This is a genomic window from Salarchaeum japonicum (assembly GCF_020614395.1).
Classification (GTDB): Archaea; Halobacteriota; Halobacteria; order Halobacteriales; family Halobacteriaceae; genus Salarchaeum; species Salarchaeum japonicum.
Genome location: NZ_CP085324.1, coordinates 702,332 through 719,905, shown reverse-complemented (window position 1 = coordinate 719,905; position 17,574 = coordinate 702,332). Strand labels below are relative to the sequence as shown.

The following is a 17,574-nucleotide window of genomic DNA, read 5'->3' as shown; positions in this document are numbered from 1 at the left end:
CTGAGGCGGCTTCCTGTTTCAACTCTCGCACTCGAATCAGGGTACGTCGGACAGGAGACCGGAACCGTTAGGCGGAGTGAGCGCCCTTCGCGTGGTATGGGACTTCGCGACCTCGTTGACGGCGGGCGGCGCGTGGGCCTGTTCGTGGACGGGCCGAACGTGTTGCGCGAGGAGTTCGATGTGGACTTAGACGACGTGCGGGAGGCTGCCGAGGACGCGGGGACGCTCGCGGTCACCCGCCTCTACCTCGACCAGCACGCGACGCCGGGGTTGATTCAGGCGGGCGAAGCCCGGGGGTACGACGTGCGGGTGACGAGCGGGGACGTGGACGTGAAACTCGCGGTGGACGCCACGGAGCTCGCGGTGTCCGGCGGTATCGACGTGCTCGCCATCGCGTCTCGCGACATCGACTTCAAGCCCGTGCTGGAGAAGGCGGCGCGGGAGGGCGTGGACACGCTCGCGGTCACGCCCGGCGAGCACGGGAGTTCGGACGCCCTGCGGAACGCGGCGACGGACGCCGTCCTCCTCGAAGAGTAGCTTCTTCAGGCGGCCGCCCGCTATCCGTGGGTATGCGCGACCTCGGCACGCCGGTTCTCGACGACCACATGCACCTCGACCCCGAGCACGCGCGGGGCATCGAGGCCGTGAAGGACTTCGCGCGGAGCGGCGGCACCCACTTGCTCGTGGTGAACAAGCCCTCGTGGCACCTCGGCCCCCTCCCCGAGTCGCGGGAGGATTTCGAGCACGTGTTCGAGACGACCATCGAAATCGCGGAACGGGCGACCGAAGAACTCCGGGGGCGGGCGTGGCCCGTGCTCGGCGTCCACCCCGGCCTGGTGTCGCAGTTGGTCGAGGACGGCCACAGTCCCGCAGACGCGGGCGACCTGATGCGGGCGGGACTGGAGGTGGCCGCGGAGTACGCCGCGTCGAGCGACGCGGTGGCGTTGAAGTCGGGGCGGCCGCACTACGACGTATCTGATGAGGTATGGGCGGCGTCGAACGAGACGATGCGGCACGCGTTCGCGCTCGCGGCCGACCGCGACCTCGCGGTACAACTCCACACCGAAGCGACCGAAGACCTCACCGAAGTCGGGGAGTGGGCGGCCGACGCGGGCCTCGACCCGTCCCGCGTCGTGAAGCACTACGCGGCGGGCGAACTCGCGGGCGTGACGCCGAGCGTGATGAGCGAGAAAGACCGACTGGAGCGCGCCGCGACCAACGGGACGCCCTTCCTGATGGAGACGGATTTCGTGGACGACCCCGACCGGCCGGGGATGGTGATGGGGCCGAAGACCGTTCCGCGTCGGGTGAACTGGCTGCTCGAACACGGGTTCGAGGACGCCGTCAGGAACGCGCACGTGGAGACGCCGCGGGCGGTCTACGGTATCGACACCCAGGCCTCCCTGGCCTAAAAGAAAGGACTTTCACCCGGGCGGCCGGCGTTGTGGGTATGAGTGAGAACGAAGAAGAGTACTACGCGGACGAACGCTGGCAGAACTGGCTCGACCGGTTGCGGGACGAAGACCTCGACCCCGAGGAGGAGGACTCCGCCCGCCTCCTTCTGAACCTCCAGGACGACGTGGCCATCGCGGTCGCGAAAATCGTCACCGACTACCAGGACGGCGACCTGGACGAGGAGGAGACGCTGGACGAACTCGCGAAGATTCGGGACACCGTGCTCGCCGAACCCGACATCGCGGACGAGGACACGCTGATGCTCGTGGACGGCGTGCAGACGAGCCTCGTCGCCGTGTTCTACTCGGCCGAGCAGTACGTCGCGGACGGCGTCGCGGACGAGGCCGACGTGACGGAGTACGTGCAGGCCGCGGCGGGCGCGGAGGACGAGGAGGACTTCGACCGCGCGCTCGGCCTCGCCGCCTGCGCGGGCACCCGCATCATCGACGGCGAAGACCTGCCGATGGAGCTCGCGGACGACCTCGAATACGGGTTGGTCGTCGAGTGGGTGAACGGCCTCGACAGCCTCCAGAGCGCGCTCGCACAGCCCGAAGTCGTCGAAGAGGACGAGTAAGGATTTATCCCGCTCGGACGGGAAGCAGAGGTAATGCGACTCCTGGAGGACGAGCGCGGGGTGACCGTGCAGATCGGTGCCATCCTGATGTTCGCCATCCTCGTCATCCTCCTCTCCACCTACCAGGCGTACGTCGTCCCCCAGGAGAACGAAGCCATCGAGTTCCAGCACAGCCAGGCGGTCGAGTCCGACCTCGTGGCGGTGCGGAATTCGGTTCTCAGCGCCGCGGGGTCGGGCGGCGGACGCCCGGAGTCGGTGGCGCTCGGGACGCAGTATCCGGTGCGGACGTTCTTCGTGAACCCGCCGTCCGCGACGGGGACGTTACAGACTGAGACGGTCGGGAACGCGACGCTCTCCGTCGCGAACGTCACCGTGACCGACGACGAGGAGACGGCGCAGTTCTTCACCAGGCAGAACAACAGCCTGTCGTATCCGACGAAGTCGCTCGTGTACGACGCCCAGTACAACGTCTACGGTGGCGCGCCCTCGCGCGTGCTGGAGAACGGCCTCCTGTACAACGACTTCGCGGACGTGCACACGGTGCCGGCGGCGTCCAACCAGGTGCTCGTCGACGGGGAGACCATCACGCTGGTCGCGCTGAACGGGAGTTACTTCCAGAACGGCGTGACCGCGTCCGCCGTCGACCCGAGCGTGCTGAGCGGCCCCTACAACCCCGTGGACGTGACGAACACTACCGGGAACGTCACGATAACGTTCAGTTCGCGGATGCCGGCCGCGGAGTGGCGTAACCGCACGTCGCTCGGAACCCAGGAGCACGTCGTGAGCGTCACGCAGGCTGGCGAGAACGAGGTGCAGGTCGTCCTGGAGGGCGGCGTGGAGTACACGCTTCGCGCGGCGAAAATCGGCGTCGGGTCGCAGACCGTGGACACCGAGGCCGCGTACATCACGCGCGTCGGGAACGACACGGTGCGAGTGGGCGACCCGGTGACGTTCGAGGTCAGAGACGAGTACAACAACCCCGTGCCGAACGCGGACGTTTCGGTGTCGGGCGGGGACGTTGTCGGCTCGCGAGACAAGTCCACGGGGAGCGACGGCCGCGTCACCTACGAGTTCAGCGCGGTGAGTTCGAGCGCTCGCGCGACCATCGGGGACGACAGCGACGACGCAGACCGCGTGGAGTTCGACGTGGCGCAGTCCACGGCGGGGAACGGTACGGTCGGCGGAACGTACAACCTCCGGTGGGACACGGAGTGGATGGAGGCGAACAACCCGGGACTGGGAGTGGCGTACTACTCGGAGAACAACACGCTCGTGGTGAACACGTCGAACACGTACATCAACGCCTCGACGACGGTGTCCACGTCGAGCGGCGGGAGTCTGAGCGGCGTGCTCGTCGATTACGCGACGGAGAACACGAGCGTCGCGGACTTCCCGGATTCGGAGAACCGCACGAGCGACAGCCGGTCTATCGTCCAGATGTACGTCAACCCGGGGGAGACGCGGGTGCACGCGACGGCGTCCGTCGGCGGTGACGAACTCGCGGTGAAGGTGACGCGGCCGGCGACGCCCCAGCCGGGCGGGACGTACTTCCGGTACTACGAGGGCGACTACACCGGGAGCGGGTCGTACATGCCGAACTTCGAGGCGCAGACGGCGGTCGCTGACGGGAACGCGTCCACGTTCGACATCGACGCGTACGGCGGTCGGCGGACGAACGGCTACGGGTACAACTTCACGGCGTCCATCGCGGTTCCCGAGGACGGCACGTACACGTTCGCCACCACGTCCGACGACGGGAGTCGGCTGTACATCGACGGCCAGCTCGTCGTGGACAACGCGGGCGACCACAGCGTCCAGAAGGCGAGCGGCGACGTGTACCTCACCGCCGGCCAGCACGACATCACGGTCACGTACTACGACAACACGTACGACGAGGAGGGGAACAGCGAGCCTAGTCAGGACACGCTGGAGGTCACGTGGGCCGGCCCCGGGTTCGCGGAGGCGGAGATTCCGGAGAGCGTGCTGACGCCGCGGGTGCCGGCGGCGGCGTCCGGCGGGCCGTCCGCGGCGCTCTCCATCACGATGACGGACGACGGCCCGGGGAACTCCGCGGACACGTACGAGTTGGACGCGAGCGGTTCCACGGGCGACATCACGGAGTACCGCTGGGACTTCGACAACGACGGCACCATCGACGAGACGACGACGAGTCCGACGACGACGACCCAGCACCAGCCGAACAGTCGGCCCGCGAACGCGCGCGTGGTGGTCGTCGGGCCGAACGGACAGGACGCGGCCGTCCGGTCGTACTCCGGCGGGACGACGGCGGCGGTGACGACGTATCCGAGCGCGTTCAAGGACGGCGACGGCTCGACGGAGACGAACGAGGATCCGAGCATTCCGCCGCAGAACGCGTACGGCGACCTCTCCGGGTTCGGGAACGTGGACGTGGACTCGAACGACAACCAGGTGGTGACCATCAGTTCGACGGACTACAACGGCACCATCGGCGGGTTCCAGACGCGAGTCGGTATCGCGGTGGAGAGTCTGCCGTCGCGCTCCCAGCACACGCTCGTCATCGGGGATTACCGCATGAGTTCGGGGCAGGGCTTCGACGTGACGCCCGTGACGGCCGACGGAACGGCGCTCGGGCAGACGTACTCGTTGCAGAGCGGGAGCACGACGACGCGGACGATTCAGCTCTCGCAGTCCGTCGTGGACTACATCAACAGCGGTGGAACGCTCTACCTCCGCGTGGAGGCGCAGACGAACGCGTACTCGGGCATCCGTATCGACTACATCCAGGTCGAGTCGAGCGACCAGTAATTCGACGTTCGTCGAACACCCTATCGACAAACCCATATAGCCAGTGTTGATAGACGCGAGTATGACAGCAGTCGGTATCGACGCGGTCGAAATCTGGACGGGGAAACTGAAGCTCGACCTGCCGGAGACGTTCGCGCCGCAGAAGGGCGACGACCCGGCGAAGTACACGAAGGGACTCGGACTGCGGGCGTCGAGCTTCCCGGACGCGTACGAGGACATCGTGACGATGGCGTCGAACGCGGCGTACAAGCTGATGGAGCGGAAGGGCCTCGAACCCGACGACATCGGGCGTATCGACGTGGCGACGGAGTCCGCGTTCGACAACTCGAAGCCGGTTTCGACGTACGTCGCTGGTTGCCTCGAAGAGGTGTACGACGAGGACTTCCATCACGCGAACAAGGGCGAGCGGAAGTTCGCGTGCATCGCGGGCACCCAGAGCATCGACGACGCGTACAACTGGATCAAGGCTGGGCGGAACCGCGGTCGCGGCGCGCTGGTCATCGCGACGGACACGGCGCTGTACGCGCGCGGCGACGCGGGTGAGGCGACGCAGGGCGCTGGCGCGGTGGCGATGTACATCACGGAAGACCCGAGTCTCGTGGAACTCAGCCACGCGCAGGGGTACGGGTCGGCGGACGAGACGGACTTCCTGAAGCCGAACCAGCAGTTCCCGAGCGTGGACGGGAAGCGCTCGGTGCAGGTGTACCTCTCGCGGATGCGCGAGGCCCTGGAGGACTACGAGTCCGTCGCGGGCGACGTGGAACTGGACGGGTTCGAGTACGCGCCGTTCCACACGCCGTTCCCGGGGATGGTGCGGAAGGCCGCGTTGCTCGCGTACCGGCACGTCGTCCGGGACACGGAACACGAGGACGCGCTCGCGGACGAAATCGGCCGCCAGCCGCGTCCCGGCGAGTTCGAGGACGACGACGCCTACCAGGAGGCGATTCGGGAGTACATGGACGCGCTCGGGGACACTGAGCAGTACCAGGACTGGTACGCCGAGGTCATCGACCCGACGCTCTCCATCAGCCGCGAGGTCGGGAACTGGTACACCGGCTCCGTCCACATCGCGCGGATGAGCGCGCTCCTCGAAGCCGCCGAGGAGGGCACCGAGATGGCGGGCGAGACGCTTCTCGTGGGTTCGTACGGCTCGGGCGCACAGGCCGAAATTCACGCCGAGACCGTCGCCGACGGCTGGAAGGACGAAATCGAGGCCTGTGACATCTACGACCAAATCGAAGACCGCTACGACATCTCCTTCAGCGAGTACGAGCAGGTGCACGACCGCCACAACCACGAGAAGCGCGTGGAACTGGAGCCGTTCACGCAGCCCGAAGGCGAGTTCGTGTTCGACGGCTGGGGGCCGATGAACGAACGGAAGTACACGTTCGTCGAGTAACCCACTATCTTTCTCTGAGCGCGCTCGCACCGGCGGCGAGCGCCGCAATCACGCCCGCGACCGGAGTCGCGACCGACAGTTGCACGTGGAGAAGCACGAGCGCGCCCAGCGCGGGGAGGAAGGCGATGCCGAAGACGCCGAGCGCGACCCCGAGCGCGGTGTTGGCGCGAGCGCGGACGAACAGGAGGGCGACGACGCCGGCGACCGACCCCGCGAGGAGGCCGACTATCGCGGACGGCCAGACGTAGGGGTCGAGCGCGGCGGTGACCGCGAGCGCGACGGCGGCGAACACGGAGACGGCGGCGGCGAACGCGAGAACCGGACGGCGGGGCGACACACGTCCTTCTCGGCGCGAATCGCGAAAAACTCTCGGGCGAACGTTTATGAGGGGAGGCGACGCCAGCGGGCGGCGTGACGTAGCGAGTGCGTCACGGGCGCGAGCGAAATCCGCCGACAGCGCCCGTGGCAGAGCGGTGTCGGCGTGCAAGCCCTACGGGAACTCGCGGAGTTCGTCCAGCATGTCATCGGTGTCCTGGTTCGTGACGGCGAGCGAGAAGCCGTCGCGCTGGGCGAGGCGGGGCGCGTGCTCCCAGAGGTCGTCCTCGTCGATGCCGTGGAGGAGCACGGCGTTCGGCGTGGGATTGACGACGCGGAGCGCGACCAGCGGCGACTCCCCCCGGGAGACCTGTGTGAACACGAGCACGCGGTTCGTGCTCTGTCCGTAGAGCCGGTAGAAGTCCTCGGCGGAGAGCCGCGTGATGGCCTCGATGCTGTTGATGACCGTGTGGCCGCTCACGCGGTCGCGGTCGCCGGCGGCGACTTCGGTCGCGCCGACGGCGTCGTAGAGGTCGGCGAGCGGAACGGTCGTCGAGTACTCGCGGAGGTCGAGCACCACGTCGCTCTCGAAGCCCGCGGAGAGCACGCGGCCGTACTGGCGGATGCGGTCGCCGCCCCGCGATTCGTCGATGTCGAGAAGTCCGGTGACGAGGCGGCTGACGAGGCCGATTCCGGGCGAGTCACGCCGTCCGCTCTCGTAGTCCGAAATGACGGACGAGGAGATGTCGAGTTCGTCCGCCAGCGAGGTCTGGGAGACGCCGAAGTCCGTCCGCCACTTCCGGAGGGTCGCGCCGGGGTCGTCGCTCAACGTGACTTCACCGGCGATGCGTTCCGCGAGGTGCGCGCGCGCGTCCCTGTCCATACCCCTTCTTCGTTTGACGGTGAAAAAGCGTATCGACGGGCGACGAAACCATGTCGGGTGAGCGCGAACCACGCGGTATGCCCTCGACCCTCGTTCACGTCGCCATCGGCGGTATCGTCGCCGTCGCCCTGCTCGGGGCGGCGTTCGACCGGCGGAGCGTACTCGTCGTGCTCGCCGCGGCGGCGCTCCCCGACTTCGACACCTTCCTCGGGTTCTGGATAGCGGGCGGCCACCGCGCCGTCCTCCACAACCTCGTGCTCCCGGCGGTCGCGCTCGGCGCGCTCGCGGTCGATACCCGGCGGCCGATCTCGCGGCTCCGCCGGCGGTACGGCGACCGCGGGGTGCGGGTGGCGTTCGTCGCGCTCGCGGCGTTCGTGTTCGGCGGCGTCCTTCCCGACCTCGTCGTGAACGGCGTGAACGCATTCTATCCCGTGCACGACCGGTTTTACACCGTGAACGGCGAACTCCTCCTCTCGAACCAGCGCGGCCTCGTGCAGACGTTCGTCGACCTCTCCCCGGCGGGCGACACAGTCGGCGGGACGACCGCGAACACGCACTACTACACGGGCGTCGATCCGAGCGCGGGCGCGGAATCGGCGGACGTGGAGCGCGTGTTCCCCGTGGTCACGTCGGGGTTCCGGTTGCTCGTGGTCGTCCTGAGCGGGTTCCTGCTCGCGGCGCGGTTCCGGGAGCGCCAGCGCTAACTCGGGGCCAGTCGGACGAGACGTATGAGCACGGTACGCGAGTACGACGGCGACACCGAGGGACTCTGGCGCTTGAAGCGCGCGTTCGAGACGGGACTGGGAGAGGGAACGGGCGACGACGCGAAGGAGGCGGCGTACGAGGCGAAACTCACCGACGAGTACCGCGAGGAGTACCTGTCCTGGGTCGCGGACTGCGTCGCCGAGAACCCGCGGAGCGTGCAGGTCGCCGTCGAGGACGGTCGCCTCGTCGGATACGTGTTCGTGCTCCCCGAGTCGCTCGCGTACATCTGGGATTCGGCCGTGTTGAACGAGGTGTTCGTCAAGGAGTCGTATCGGGGAACGGGCGTCGCGGACGACCTGCTGGAGGCCGCGCTGGACGCCGCGCGCGACATGAGCCTCCCGCTCGACCGGATTGTGCTGGACGTGGATCCGGCGAACGAGCGGGCGCGGGCGTTCTACGACCGGTACGGGTTCAGTTCGTGGGGCGAGTTGGTGGCGCGCGACCTCTGAGCCAGCCGGCGAGCGCGCCGCCGAGCGCGCCGGACGCGAGCGGGTAGAGCGCGCCCGCGACGACGGCGAGCGCGGGGTCGGGGCGGACGGTGAGGTCGCCGCGCGTGACGGTGAACGCGAAGACGCCGAGCGCGACGAGGGGGAGGAAGCCGAGCGTGACCGTGACGCCGGCGCGCGCACCCGCGGTCGGCGTTCGTGCCGTCCCGGAGAGTGCGACGCCGGCGCCCGCGAGCGCGAGCAGGACGCCCGGAACGAGGTGGACGAGGGGGCTGGCGTTGGCGAGGAGGTTCTGCGTGGTGTTCCAGTAGGTGAGCGGGACGTACATCGCGTTGTAGGCGAGCCAGCCGACCGCCGTCCACGTCGGCACCGCGTCCTGGCCGAACACGCCGAGGAGGAAGTTCAGGGCGGCGAGTTCGTCCTCGATGTCGCCGCTCGATGTCGCGTACGCCAGCGCGTACCCGAGGGCGTACGTCAGCGCGCCAGCGACTGCTCCGCGGAGAGGGGTTCGAGTCACAGTCTGGACTGGCGGGGAACGACCGTAGCCGTTACGACCGATACATCCTATTTCGCGATATGAAATCGGTGTCGGTGGTGTGTTCGCAACCACTAAACGCCGTTCGCCCCTACGTCGGGTAATGTCTGATTGGATGGAGAAGTACCGCCCGTCGTCGCTCTCGGAGGTTCGGGGCAACGACAAGGCCCGGGACGCCCTGAAGCAGTGGGCGGAGACGTGGGAGGAACACCGGGAGGCGGTCATCGTCCACGGGTCGCCGGGCGTGGGGAAGACGTCGGCGGCGCACGCGCTCGCGAGCGACATGGGCTGGGACACCATCGAGTTGAACGCGAGCGACAGCCGGACGAAGGACGTCATCGAGCGCGTCGCGGGCGAGGCGGCGAAGTCGGGGACGCTCACCGGCGGCTCCGGCGGGCGGAAGCTCGTCATCATGGACGAGGCGGACAACATCCACGGGAACGCCGACCGCGGCGGCGCGCGCGCGGTGACGCGGCTGGTGAAGGACGCGAGCCAGCCGATGGTGCTCATCGCGAACGAGTACTACGACATGTCGAACGGCCTCCGGAACGCCTGTCGCGAAATCGAGTTCCGGGACGTCTCCCGGCGGAGCATCGTTCCCGTCCTGCGCGACATCTGTCGGCGGGAGGGCGTGGAGTACAAGGACGCCGCGCTGGACGCGCTCGCGCGGAAGAACGCGGGCGACCTGCGGTCTGCGGTGAACGACCTGCAGGCGCTCGCGGAGACGGACGAGGTGCTCGAAGCGGAGGACGTGGTGACGGGCGACCGGGACACGACGGAGGGCATCTTCGACTTCCTCGACGACGTCATCAAGAACAAGGGCGCGCAGGAGTCACTGCAGGCGGCGTACGACGTGGACGAGACGCCGGACGACCTCCTGAACTGGGTGGAGGACAACGTCCCGAAGGACTATTCCGGAGCCGAGTTGGCGGACGCGTACGGCTTCCTGTCGAACGCGGACAAGTGGCTGGGGCGGGTGCGCGCGACCCAGAACTACTCGTACTGGCGGTACGCGACCGACAACGTCGCGGCGGGCGTCGCGGCCGCGCGGCAGGGCGACCACGGGGGCTGGACGCGGTACGGCCCGCCGTCGTACTGGTCGAAGCTCGGGAGTTCGCGCGGCACGCGGGAGAAGCGGGATTACGTCGCGCGCCACATCGCGGAGTCCGCGGGCGTGAGCATGGCGAGCGCGCGCCGCGAACTGATTCCGTTCCTCGCGGCGATGACGCACCACTGCAAGAACCGCGAACTCACGGTGGCGATGGCCGCCGCCTACGAGATGAGCGAGGAGCACGTCGCGTTCGTCACGGGGAGCGGGAAGACCACGAACAAGGTCGAGTCCATCGTCGCTGACGCCGAGGAGCTCCGGGAGGAGCGCGCGGTCGAGCACTCGGGGGGCGCGTTCGAGGGGCAGGCCGACCTCTCCGACGCGGAGCCCGGCGACGAGGAGGACGCGACGGACGTGTTCGTGGACGAAGACGACGACGCGGAGGCGAGCGAGGAGGAGGCGGACGACGCGCAGTCGGGGTTGGAGGACTTCTTCTAGGACCCTAACTCGGTGGAGCACGCACGGGGTGTATGCGCGCGGCAGTCTTGCGGGAGTACGGCGAACCGCTTCGTATCGAGGAGCGCGACAGGCCGACGGCGGCCCCGCACGGGGTCGTGGTCGAGGTGGAGGCCTGCGGCGTGTGTCGGAGCGACTGGCACGCGTGGAGGGGGCACGGCGAGTGGGCGGACGACGACGTGCCGCTGGGACAGGTACTCGGCCACGAACCCGCGGGACGCGTCGTCGAGGTCGGCGACCGAGTGACGGAGTTCGCGGTCGGGGACGACGTGGCGGTGCCGTTCTGTCTCGGCGACGGGTCGTGTCCGCGGTGTCTGTCCGGGCACGGGAACCGCTGTGAGAACGGGTACGCGCTCGGGTTCGAGCCCGCGGTTCCGGGCGCGTTCGCGGAGTGCGTCGCGGTGCCGCACGCCGATTACAACGTCACGCACCGTCCCGAATCCGTGTCGGCGCGCGCGGCCGCGGCGCTGGGGTGTCGGTTCATGACGGCGTTCCACGCGCTCGCGCACCGCGCGCCGCTCGGCGCGGGCGACTGGGTCGCCGTCCACGGCTGCGGCGGCGTCGGGCTGTCCGCGGTGCAGGTGGCGTCGGCGCTCGGCGCGCGCGTCGTCGCGGTGGACATCCGGGACGACGCGCTCGACGCCGCGGCCCGGATGGGCGCGGCCGAAACCGTGAACGCGAGTGAGACGGACGCGGCCGCGGAGGTTCAGAAACGGGTCGGTGGCGCGCACGTGTCGCTGGACGCGCTGGGGAGCGCGGAGACGTGCCGGGCGTCCGTCGAGAGCCTGCGGTCGGGCGGGACGCACGTCCAACTCGGCCTCACCACGGACGCGGAAGCGGGTGAGGTGCGTCTGCCGACGGACTACATGACCCGACACGAACTCTCCTTCCTCGGGTCGCGGGGGATGTCGCCGACGAGCTACGACGAACTGTTCGCGCTCATCGACGCCGGCGAGGTAGATCCGGGCGCGCTCGTCACGCGCGAACTCTCGCTCGACGAGGTTCCGGAGCGACTGGCGGCGATGGACGACTACGGGACGAGCGGCGTAGAAGTGGTGACGGAGTTCTAGACTTCGAGGAACTTCGAGAGGAACTGCTTCGCGCGCTCCGTCTCCGGGTTCTCGAAGAACTCCTCCGGCGGCGCTTCCTCGACCTTCTCGCCGTCCGCCATGAGGACGATGCGGTCACCGACCTCGCGCGCGAACCCCATCTCGTGGGTGACGACGAGCATCGTCATCCCCTCGTCCGCGAGGCCGCGCATCACGGAGAGGACTTCCCCGACGAGTTCGGGGTCGAGCGCGCTCGTCACCTCGTCGAACAGCATCACGTGCGGCCGCATCGCGAGCGCGCGAGCGATGGCGACGCGCTGTTGCTGGCCGCCGCTTAGCTGGTGGGGATAGGAGTCGGCTTTCCCGTCGAGACCGACGCGCTCCAGGAGGTCGCGCGCCGTCCGCTCGGCCTCGCTCTCGGGGATGCCCTTCACCTTCCGTGGGGCGAGCGTGACGTTCTGCAGGGCGGTCTTGTGCGGGAAGAGGTTGAACGACTGGAACACCATCCCGATGCGCTGACGGAGCAGGTTGATGTCCGTCTCGGGGTCGGTGAGCGAGACGCCCTCCAGTCGAATCTCGCCCGACTGAATCTCCTCCAGGCGGTTCGTACACCGGAGGAGCGTGGACTTCCCGCTCCCCGAGGGGCCGACGACGACGACGACTTCGCCGTCCTCGACGTCGAGGTCGATGTCCTTGAGGACGTGGTTCTCCCCGAAGTACTTGTTCACGCCGTCGAAGACGAGTTGGGAGTCGGTCATTCGCCCTCACCTCCGGGGCTGGCGCGACGCTCGAAGTACGTCACGACGTAGCTCAGCGGGAGCGTGAGACAGAGGTAGGCGACGGCGACGAGGACGATGGGCGTCCACGGGTCGAACGTCGTGGAGTACACGTCCCGGAACTGACTGAGGAGTTCGGGGACGGCGATGACGGTGAGGAGGGAGGTGTCCTTGATGAGGATGACCTGGTCGTTCCCCATTGCGGGGAGGGCGTTCCGCCACGCCTGCGGGAGGACGACCTCGCGCATCGCCCCGATGTAGGACATGCCGAGCGAGCGCGCGGCCTCCATCTGGCCGTCCGGCACGGAGTTGATGCCGCCGCGAATCGCCTCCCCGATGTACGCGCCGTGGTTCAGCGTCAGCCCGATGATGGCGGCCGGAATCTCCCAGTTCTGGATGGGGAAGTTCTGTCCGCCGAACAATGTCGGGATGCCGTAGTAGATGACGATGAGCTGGAACAACAGGGGGGTGCCGCGGAAGAACTCGACGTACCCGATGGTGACGCTCCGGGTGAGCGTGGAGCGCGAGATGCGGCCGAGTCCGACGAACACGCCGAGAATCACGGAGAGGATGCCGCCGACCACGAAGATGAAGAGCACGAGGAGGTAGGCGTCCACGAACCGCGGGAAGATGGTTTCGAGGAGGCCGGTGTCGACGAGCGAGCCGATTCGGTAGAGGAGGTAGAGGACGGCCGTCGCGAACACCAGCGCGATTGCTTGCCCCGCGACGCGGACGTTCCGGTCGGTCAGGAGGCCCGTGTTCGTCGTGGGTTCGGTCTCGGAGAGGGCGTCGGACATCGAAGGGCTACCCTTCGAAGTACTCGTTGTATATCTCGTCGTACGTTCCGTTCTCGCGGATGGTGGCGAGCGCGTCGTTGACGTCCTCGCGGAGGTCGTCGTCGTCCTGCCGGAACGCGATACCGTACTCCTCGACGGTGAGCGTCAGGTAGGGCGGCGCGTTCTTCCCCTGTTCGGCGGCGGCACCGTCGCCCTCGACGAACCGGAGTTCGCCCTCGTTCTCCGAGATGTACTGGGCGTTGACGGTGTTGTCGTTGATGATGGCGTCCACCTGGTTGTTCAGGATGGCGTTGAACGCGTCCGCAATGAGGTCGTACTGCTTGATGTCGAGGTCGCCGCCGAACTCCTCCTGGAGTTCGGTGGCGGCGGTCGCGCCGGTCGTGCCCTTCTGGACGCCGACGGTGGCCCCACGGAGGTCTTCCTTCGTGGTCACGTCGCTGTCCTGCGGGACGACGATGGTCTGGTACGCGGTGAAGTAGGGGTCGGAGAAGTCCACTTTCTCCGCGCGCGTGTCGTTGATGGTCATCGCGGACATGATGACGCGGAAGTTCCCGTTGTTCAGCGCGCTGATGATGCCGTCGAACGCGGTCTGGTTGAACTCGGGCGTCATCCCGAGCTGTTCGCCGAACACGGCTTCCGCGATGTCCACGTCGAACCCGACGAGCGTGCCGTCGGTCTCCCGGTACTCGAACGGCGGGTAGGGGATGTCGCTCCCGATCTGGATGGTGTCTTCGCCGCTCCCGCCGAATCCGAGACAGCCGGCGAGGCCGAGCGTGGCGGCTCCGGCGGCGGTTCCTTTGAGGTACGTACGCCTGCTAGTTCCGTCCATACGACCCCTATTAAACGGCATCCCGTATAAACTGTTTACCCATCACGCAAGGTTCACTCGGCGGCCGGACGGGCGTTGTCGCGGCCGGGGTCGGCGCGCGCGGCGACGGCGGCCGCGACGAGCGCGAGCGCGGCGGCGGCGTATGCGGCGAGTTCGACCGGAGTCGTGACGAGCACCATGCCGACGGTGAGGACGGTTTCGCCGAGGTAGAAGCCGATTGCGGCACCGGCGGCGGTGCGGGCGCGCGTCGAGAGGCCGCGGTTCCAGCAGAGCGCGGCGAACAGCGCGGCGAACCCGAGGAGGCCGGCGAAGTGGTAGAGCGTCTGGACGGACGCGGTGTAGGTGAGGAGGAGGTCGCGCGCGAGCAGGAGGTGTGCGAGAAAGAGGCCCGCGCCGGCGGTGAGCGCGGTTCGCGGCGCGTTCGGGCCGATGCGGCCGTCGCGCTGGTACGCCCACGCGGTCGCGGCGACGAGCGCGGTGAAGATGGCGAACGCGGCGAAGAAGTGCAGGGACTGCACGGGCGGCGCGTACCCGCCCTCGACGAGGCCGGCGAACGTGACGGTGGTGCCGCCGAGCACGACCTGGAGCGGGAGGACGAGGAGCGCTATCCAGCCGGCGCGGCTCGCGTTCGTGCCGCCGAAGCGGTGCTGGAGGACGAGCGCGTTCCCGAGGATGACGAATCCGACCGCCATCGCGACGAACCGGTGGAACCACTCGACGAACTGGGGGAGCGTGAGGCCGACCGGGGAGAGCTGGCCGGCGCAGCCGGGGTACGTTTCGTTGCAGGTCGCGCCCGCGCCGACGGCGGCCGTGTAGAGGCCGAGCAGGAGGAGGAAGAACGTCACGCCGGTGGTGGCGAGCGCGATTTCGGGGGCGTGGTCGTCCAGCCACGCGACGACCCGTCGAAGGGAAGCCATATTCCTGCGTTTGCCGGCGTCCTACTTAGGAACACAGGTCGCGTCTTCGTCGTCTGTCGAAGTATCGTTCGACGGGTTCGGGTAGTTTTTTGGCGTTCGGTGTCGGGGAGTCGGTATGGGACTCGACGAGGACGCCTTGGACTACCACCGCGAAGACCCGCCGGGGAAACTGGAGATATCGACGACGAAACCGACGAACACGCAGCGCGACCTGTCGCTCGCGTACTCGCCCGGGGTCGCCGCGCCCTGCGAGCGCATCGCGACCAATCCCGACGACGCCTACCAGTACACGGCGAAGGGGAACCTCGTCGGCGTCGTGTCGAACGGGTCGGCCGTCCTCGGCCTCGGGGACATCGGCGCGCAGGCGTCGAAGCCCGTGATGGAGGGGAAGGGCGTGCTGTTCAAGCGGTTCGCTGACATCGACGTGTTCGACATCGAACTCGACCAGGAGGACGCGGAGGACATCGTCACGTCCGTCTCCGCGATGGAGCCGACGTTCGGCGGCATCAACCTGGAGGACATCAAGGCCCCCGAGTGCTTCGTCATCGAGAACAGATTGCGCGAGGAGATGGATATCCCGGTGTTCCACGACGACCAGCACGGGACGGCCATCATCTCGGGCGCGGCGCTCCTGAACGCCGCCGACATCTCCGGGAAAGCCCTCGAAGACGTGGAGGTCGTGTTCTCGGGCGCGGGCGCGTCGGCCATCGCGAGCGCGCGGTTCTACGTCTCTCTGGGCGTGAAGAAGGAGAACATCACGATGTGCGACTCCTCCGGCCCCATCACGCCCGACCGCGACGACGTGAACGAGTACAAGCAGGAGTTCGCGCGGGAGACCGACGCCGACGACCTCGCGGACGCGATGGCGGGCGCGGACGTGTTCGTCGGCCTCAGCGTCGGCGGCATCGTGAGCGAGGAGATGGTGCAGTCGATGGCGGACGACCCCATCATCTTCGCGATGGCGAACCCCGACCCCGAAATCGGGTACGACGACGCGAAGTCCGCGCGCGACGACACGGTCATCATGGCGACCGGGCGCTCGGACTACCCGAACATGGTGAACAACGTCCTCGGGTTCCCGTTCATCTTCCGGGGCGCGCTCGACGTGCGCGCGACGGACATCAACGAGGACATGAAGGTCGCGGCCGCGGAGGCGCTCGCCGACCTCGCGCGCCAGGACGTGCCGGACGCGGTCGTGAAGGCGTACGGCGACCAGCCCCTGCAGTTCGGCCCCGAGTACATCATCCCGAAGCCGCTCGACCCCCGCGTGCTGTTCGAGGTCGCGCCCGCGGTCGCGGACGCCGCGATGGAGACCGGAGTCGCCCGGCAGTCCGTCGACCTCGAAGCGTACCGCGAACGCCTCGAAGCCCGCCTCGGCAAGAGCCGGGAGATGATGCGCGTCGTATTGAACAAGGCGAAGAGCGACCCGAAGCGCGTCGCGCTCGCGGAGGGCGACAACGAGAAGATGATTCGCGCGGCCTACCAGCTCCAGGAGGAGGGCATCGCGGAGCCCGTGCTCCTGGGCGACCGCGGCACCATCGAGGGGACGGTCGGCGGCCTCGGATTGGACTTCGACCCCGACATCGTCGACCCGGACGAGGGCGACCACGACGCGTACGCCGACCGCCTCCACGAACTCCGCAAGCGCAAGGGCGTGACGCGGAGCGAGGCGGGCGAACTCGTCGCGAAGGACTCAAACTACCTCGGGAGCGTGATGGTCGAGGAGGGCGACGCGGACGCGCTCCTCACCGGCCTCACCCACCACTACCCGAGCGCGCTCAAGCCGCCGCTCCAGGTCATCGGCACCGCGCCGGACGCGGACTACGTCGCGGGCGTCTACATGCTGACGTTCAAGAACCGCGTCGTGTTCGCCGCGGACACCACCGTGAACCAAGACCCCTCGAAGGAGGTGCTGGCGGAGGTCGCGGAGCACACCGCGAACCTCGCGCGCCGCTTCAACGTCGACCCGCGCGTCGCGATGCTCTCCTACTCGAACTTCGGCAGCGTCGACACCGAGGGCACGCGGAAGGTGCGTGACGCCGCGAAGTCCCTCCGCCAGAACCCCGATATCGACTTCCCGGTGGACGGCGAGATGCAGGCGGACACCGCCGTCGTCGAGGACATCCTCTCCGGCACGTACGACTTCGCCGACCTCGACGAGGCCGCGAACGTCCTCATCTTCCCGAACCTCGAAGCCGGAAACATCGGGTACAAACTCCTCCAGCGCCTCGGCGGCGCGGACGCCATCGGCCCGATGCTCGTCGGCATGGACGAACCCGTCCACGTCCTCCAGCGCGGCGACGAAGTCAAGGACATCGTGAACCTGGCGGGTGTCGCGGTCGTGGACGCACAGGAAGAGTAACCGCGGTTTTTCCCACCAGGTTTTTGCAGTGAGGGCGTCGCCGGAGGCGACCCCGAACTGGAAAAAGGTGGTCGTGAACCTGGCGGGCGTCGCAGTCGTGGACGCACAGGAAGAATAGCGC

Annotated in this window: 17 protein-coding genes; 10 read left to right on the top strand and 7 right to left on the bottom strand. The window is 68.1% G+C overall.

What is annotated here, in order from left to right; all coding sequences use genetic code 11:
* Nucleotides 1-96 precede the first annotated feature (96 nt).
* The 5 genes from LI334_RS04095 to hmgB all read left to right on the top strand — a co-directional run bounded on the left by LI334_RS04095 (nucleotide 97) and on the right by hmgB (nucleotide 6,215).
* Nucleotides 97-537, top strand: coding sequence for an NYN domain-containing protein (locus LI334_RS04095; protein ID WP_227261902.1), 441 nt, complete (start codon nucleotides 97-99; stop codon nucleotides 535-537).
* 32 nt (nucleotides 538-569) lie between these two features.
* Complete coding sequence (locus LI334_RS04090) at nucleotides 570-1,412, top strand: TatD family hydrolase (RefSeq protein WP_227261901.1); 843 nt, start codon at nucleotides 570-572, stop codon at nucleotides 1,410-1,412.
* Between the two features lie 38 nt (nucleotides 1,413-1,450).
* Nucleotides 1,451-2,029, top strand: coding sequence for a DUF2150 family protein (locus tag LI334_RS04085; protein WP_227261900.1), 579 nt, complete (start codon nucleotides 1,451-1,453; stop codon nucleotides 2,027-2,029).
* A 33-nt stretch (nucleotides 2,030-2,062) separates the two neighbouring features.
* Nucleotides 2,063-4,816, top strand: coding sequence for a PA14 domain-containing protein (locus LI334_RS04080; protein ID WP_227261899.1), 2,754 nt, complete (start codon nucleotides 2,063-2,065; stop codon nucleotides 4,814-4,816).
* 61 nt (nucleotides 4,817-4,877) lie between these two features.
* Complete coding sequence (hmgB, locus tag LI334_RS04075; RefSeq protein ID WP_227261898.1) at nucleotides 4,878-6,215, top strand: hydroxymethylglutaryl-CoA synthase; 1,338 nt, start codon at nucleotides 4,878-4,880, stop codon at nucleotides 6,213-6,215.
* A gap of 4 nt (nucleotides 6,216-6,219) precedes the next feature.
* On the opposite strand, the gene LI334_RS04070 is transcribed toward hmgB, so the two are convergent.
* Together LI334_RS04070 and LI334_RS04065 are read right to left on the bottom strand one after the other, a co-directional pair.
* A complete protein-coding gene (locus LI334_RS04070) occupies nucleotides 6,220-6,552 on the bottom strand; it encodes a hypothetical protein (RefSeq protein WP_227261897.1) in 333 nt (110 codons plus the stop codon).
* Between the two features lie 153 nt (nucleotides 6,553-6,705).
* Nucleotides 6,706-7,413, bottom strand: coding sequence for a helix-turn-helix domain-containing protein (locus LI334_RS04065; RefSeq protein ID WP_227261896.1), 708 nt, complete (start codon nucleotides 7,411-7,413; stop codon nucleotides 6,706-6,708).
* Between the two features lie 77 nt (nucleotides 7,414-7,490).
* Here LI334_RS04065 and LI334_RS04060 point away from each other — a divergent pair, with 77 nt between their 5' ends.
* Nucleotides 7,491-8,117, top strand: coding sequence for a metal-dependent hydrolase (locus LI334_RS04060; protein WP_227261895.1), 627 nt, complete (start codon nucleotides 7,491-7,493; stop codon nucleotides 8,115-8,117).
* Nucleotides 8,118-8,141: 24 nt separating this feature from the next.
* On the top strand, nucleotides 8,142-8,627 hold the full coding sequence (locus LI334_RS04055) for a GNAT family N-acetyltransferase (RefSeq protein WP_227261894.1): 486 nt from the start codon (nucleotides 8,142-8,144) through the stop codon (nucleotides 8,625-8,627).
* On the opposite strand, the gene LI334_RS04050 is transcribed toward LI334_RS04055, so the two are convergent.
* Complete coding sequence (locus LI334_RS04050) at nucleotides 8,590-9,141, bottom strand: transporter (RefSeq protein WP_227261893.1); 552 nt, start codon at nucleotides 9,139-9,141, stop codon at nucleotides 8,590-8,592. The genes LI334_RS04055 and LI334_RS04050 overlap by 38 nt on opposite strands.
* A 121-nt stretch (nucleotides 9,142-9,262) precedes the next feature.
* Here LI334_RS04050 and LI334_RS04045 point away from each other — a divergent pair, with 121 nt between their 5' ends.
* Together LI334_RS04045 and LI334_RS04040 are read left to right on the top strand one after the other, a co-directional pair.
* Nucleotides 9,263-10,705, top strand: coding sequence for a replication factor C large subunit (locus LI334_RS04045; RefSeq protein WP_227261892.1), 1,443 nt, complete (start codon nucleotides 9,263-9,265; stop codon nucleotides 10,703-10,705).
* A gap of 32 nt (nucleotides 10,706-10,737) precedes the next feature.
* Complete coding sequence (locus tag LI334_RS04040; protein WP_227261891.1) at nucleotides 10,738-11,793, top strand: zinc-dependent alcohol dehydrogenase family protein; 1,056 nt, start codon at nucleotides 10,738-10,740, stop codon at nucleotides 11,791-11,793.
* Here the strand turns inward: LI334_RS04040 and LI334_RS04035 are convergent.
* From LI334_RS04035 to LI334_RS04020, 4 genes are read right to left on the bottom strand one after another with little or no spacing between them, the layout of a single operon-like run.
* Nucleotides 11,790-12,530 (bottom strand): amino acid ABC transporter ATP-binding protein, encoded by a 741-nt coding sequence (locus LI334_RS04035; RefSeq protein ID WP_227261890.1) that lies wholly within the window; start codon nucleotides 12,528-12,530, stop codon nucleotides 11,790-11,792. The genes LI334_RS04040 and LI334_RS04035 overlap by 4 nt on opposite strands.
* On the bottom strand, nucleotides 12,527-13,345 hold the full coding sequence (locus tag LI334_RS04030; protein WP_227261889.1) for an amino acid ABC transporter permease: 819 nt from the start codon (nucleotides 13,343-13,345) through the stop codon (nucleotides 12,527-12,529). Before LI334_RS04030 ends, LI334_RS04035 begins: the two co-directional genes overlap by 4 nt.
* A 7-nt stretch (nucleotides 13,346-13,352) precedes the next feature.
* Nucleotides 13,353-14,174 carry a basic amino acid ABC transporter substrate-binding protein gene (locus LI334_RS04025; protein ID WP_227261888.1) on the bottom strand — a complete coding sequence of 274 codons (822 nt, stop codon included), beginning with the start codon at nucleotides 14,172-14,174 and terminating at the stop codon, nucleotides 13,353-13,355.
* 53 nt (nucleotides 14,175-14,227) lie between these two features.
* Nucleotides 14,228-15,091 (bottom strand): COX15/CtaA family protein, encoded by an 864-nt coding sequence (locus LI334_RS04020; protein WP_227261887.1) that lies wholly within the window; start codon nucleotides 15,089-15,091, stop codon nucleotides 14,228-14,230.
* A gap of 115 nt (nucleotides 15,092-15,206) precedes the next feature.
* Between LI334_RS04020 and LI334_RS04015 the strand changes: the two genes are divergently transcribed.
* Nucleotides 15,207-17,453, top strand: coding sequence for an NADP-dependent malic enzyme (locus LI334_RS04015; RefSeq protein ID WP_227261886.1), 2,247 nt, complete (start codon nucleotides 15,207-15,209; stop codon nucleotides 17,451-17,453).
* Nucleotides 17,454-17,574: the final 121 nt, after the last annotated feature.

What these genes read in the sequence shown, in the direction of transcription:
- LI334_RS04045 (WP_227261892.1), top strand. Translation starts at nt 9,263, where the DNA reads ATGTCTGATTGGATGGAGAAGTACCGCCCGTCGTCGCTCTCGGAGGTT.
- LI334_RS04060 (WP_227261895.1), top strand. Translation starts at nt 7,491, where the DNA reads ATGCCCTCGACCCTCGTTCACGTCGCCATCGGCGGTATCGTCGCCGTC.
- hmgB (WP_227261898.1), top strand. Translation starts at nt 4,878, where the DNA reads ATGACAGCAGTCGGTATCGACGCGGTCGAAATCTGGACGGGGAAACTG.
- LI334_RS04095 (WP_227261902.1), top strand. Translation starts at nt 97, where the DNA reads ATGGGACTTCGCGACCTCGTTGACGGCGGGCGGCGCGTGGGCCTGTTC.
- LI334_RS04015 (WP_227261886.1), top strand. Translation starts at nt 15,207, where the DNA reads ATGGGACTCGACGAGGACGCCTTGGACTACCACCGCGAAGACCCGCCG.
- LI334_RS04085 (WP_227261900.1), top strand. Translation starts at nt 1,451, where the DNA reads ATGAGTGAGAACGAAGAAGAGTACTACGCGGACGAACGCTGGCAGAAC.
- LI334_RS04055 (WP_227261894.1), top strand. Translation starts at nt 8,142, where the DNA reads ATGAGCACGGTACGCGAGTACGACGGCGACACCGAGGGACTCTGGCGC.
- LI334_RS04030 (WP_227261889.1), bottom strand. Translation starts at nt 13,345, where the DNA reads ATGTCCGACGCCCTCTCCGAGACCGAACCCACGACGAACACGGGCCTC.
- LI334_RS04035 (WP_227261890.1), bottom strand. Translation starts at nt 12,530, where the DNA reads ATGACCGACTCCCAACTCGTCTTCGACGGCGTGAACAAGTACTTCGGG.
- LI334_RS04040 (WP_227261891.1), top strand. Translation starts at nt 10,738, where the DNA reads ATGCGCGCGGCAGTCTTGCGGGAGTACGGCGAACCGCTTCGTATCGAG.
- LI334_RS04090 (WP_227261901.1), top strand. Translation starts at nt 570, where the DNA reads ATGCGCGACCTCGGCACGCCGGTTCTCGACGACCACATGCACCTCGAC.
- LI334_RS04020 (WP_227261887.1), bottom strand. Translation starts at nt 15,091, where the DNA reads ATGGCTTCCCTTCGACGGGTCGTCGCGTGGCTGGACGACCACGCCCCC.
- LI334_RS04065 (WP_227261896.1), bottom strand. Translation starts at nt 7,413, where the DNA reads ATGGACAGGGACGCGCGCGCGCACCTCGCGGAACGCATCGCCGGTGAA.
- LI334_RS04025 (WP_227261888.1), bottom strand. Translation starts at nt 14,174, where the DNA reads ATGGACGGAACTAGCAGGCGTACGTACCTCAAAGGAACCGCCGCCGGA.
- LI334_RS04080 (WP_227261899.1), top strand. Translation starts at nt 2,063, where the DNA reads ATGCGACTCCTGGAGGACGAGCGCGGGGTGACCGTGCAGATCGGTGCC.